Genomic DNA, 2,066 nt, shown 5'->3' on the forward strand with positions numbered 1-2,066 from the left:
CCGCTCCACGGAGCGGGCATCGCTGCATCTGAACGACAGGGAACTGCAGGCCTTAGACCCGCTGCACTGACCTGCTGCACTGGCGGACCCGCCCCAATTCGGCAAGTCCTCCCCGACCGGGGCCACGCGGAGCCGGCTTTGCCGGTCCGCAGTGGCGCCCTTGAGGGAAGAAGCGCGTAGCGCTTCCGGGGTGGGCTCTATGCTCCGGTCCGCAGTGGCGCCCCCTTGAGGGGGAAGCGCCGGAGGCGCTTCGGGGGTGGTCCCTCTAGTACAGCCCTTGCTGACGCATCGCGTCGGCAACCTTCACGAAACCTGCGATGTTGGCGCCGTCCAGGTAGTTCACGTATTCGCGCTCGCTGTGGCCGTGGCGCACGCAGTTCTCATGGATGTCGCGCATGATGGCGTGCAGGCGGGCGTCCACTTCCTCGCGGGTCCAGGCCAGGCGGGCCGCGTTCTGGCTCATTTCCAGGCCCGACACGGCCACGCCGCCGGCGTTGCTGGCCTTGCCCGGCGCGTACAGCACGCGCGCGGCGATGAAGGCCTTGGCGGCTTCCAGCGTGGCGGGCATGTTGGCGCCCTCGGCCACGCACAGCACGCCGTTCTTGATCAGCGTCTGGGCGTCGGCCAGTTCCAGCTCGTTCTGCGTGGCGCAGGGCAGGGCCACGTCGACCGGCACGTGCCAGGGGCGCTTGCCGGTTTCGTACTTCAGGCCGAACTGGCTGGCGTAGGCGTCCAGGCGGCCGCGCAGGTCGTTCTTGATGTGCATCAGGGCCAGCAGCTTCTCGTGCGTGAAGCCGGCCTCGTCGACCACCGTGCCGTTGGAATCGGACACCGTCACGACCTTGGCGCCCAGCGCCATGGCCTTCTCGATGGCGTATTGCGCCACGTTGCCCGAGCCGGACACCGACACGCGCAGGCCATCGAACGAGCGGCCGATGCGCTTGAGCATTTCCTCGGCGAAGTACACGGTGCCGTAGCCGGTGGCTTCGGGGCGGATCAGGCTGCCGCCGAAGGTCAGGCCCTTGCCGGTGAACACGCTGGCGGTGGAATTGGACAGCTTCTTCATCATGCCGGCCATGAAGCCGACTTCACGCGCGCCCACGCCGATGTCGCCGGCCGGCACGTCGGTGTCCGGGCCCAGGTGGCGGTACAGCTCGATCATCAGGGCCTGGCAGAAGCGCATGACTTCGGCGTCGGACTTGCCCTTGGGGTCGAAGTCCGAGCCGCCCTTGCCGCCGCCCATGGGCAGCGTGGTCAGCGCGTTCTTCAGCGTCTGTTCGAACGCCAGGAACTTCAGGATCGACAGGTTCACCGAGGGATGGAAGCGCATGCCGCCCTTGAAGGGGCCGATGGCCGAGCTGTGCTGGATGCGGAAAGCGCGGTTGACGCGGGCCTGGCCCTGGTCATCGGTCCAGCACACGCGGAACTGGATCACGCGCTCGGGCTCCACCAGGCGCTCGAGGATGGCGTGCTCGGCGTAGTGGGGGTGCTTTTCGATGAACGGCCACAGGCTCAGCATCACCTCCTGGACGGCTTGCATGAATTCCGGCTGTTGCGGATCGCGCGCGGCGACGCCGCGCAGGAAGTCGTCCAGACTCTGCACTTTCAACATGATCTCCTTGGGGGCTGCTTCAAAAGGGTGCGAGGTGCGCCGTCATGGGGCGCTCGGGCTTGTTTTGGTGCGTTCTCGCACCGCCCTGGTGCGAAGAATTGTAGGGGCAAATTGTTGCCCTGCGCAAAGCCTGGGTGTGTTCCATCCCCTTGATATGAAAGGGAAATATTACTCTTATAAATAGGGACATATTTCAGTTGGAGCAGGGCTGATCCTACGTGTCGCTACTTAGGGAATGCGTAGGTCTTTGTATTTTCTTGATATTTATTATGTCCCTGTTTTTTTGGAAGAACCTCCCAAGCAGCCGGAAAGGGTTTCCATAGGGGAAAGACGCTGGAATCGGACGCTGAGAGGGGGAATCCGCCGACAATTTTCCGTCTATTTGTCCCTATTTTATTTTTGACGGATATCAGCCGAATGGCGCCGCTCCGGACGGGCGCAAACCCGTCCGGAG

2 protein-coding genes are annotated in these 2,066 nt (G+C 64.0%); both read right to left on the reverse strand.

Translation table 11 applies throughout. The features are described from left to right. Window positions 1-265 precede the first annotated feature (265 nt). Window positions 266-1,612 (reverse strand): NADP-specific glutamate dehydrogenase, encoded by a 1,347-nt coding sequence (gdhA, locus tag AC6LJ9_RS30455; protein ID WP_212313579.1) that lies wholly within the window; start codon window positions 1,610-1,612, stop codon window positions 266-268. 224 nt (window positions 1,613-1,836) lie between these two features. Continuing rightward, window positions 1,837-2,066: hypothetical protein (locus tag AC6LJ9_RS30460; RefSeq protein WP_498150430.1), on the reverse strand; the 230-nt coding region annotated here is incomplete at its 5' end.

This window comes from Achromobacter sp. 1011811831 (assembly GCF_059760905.1).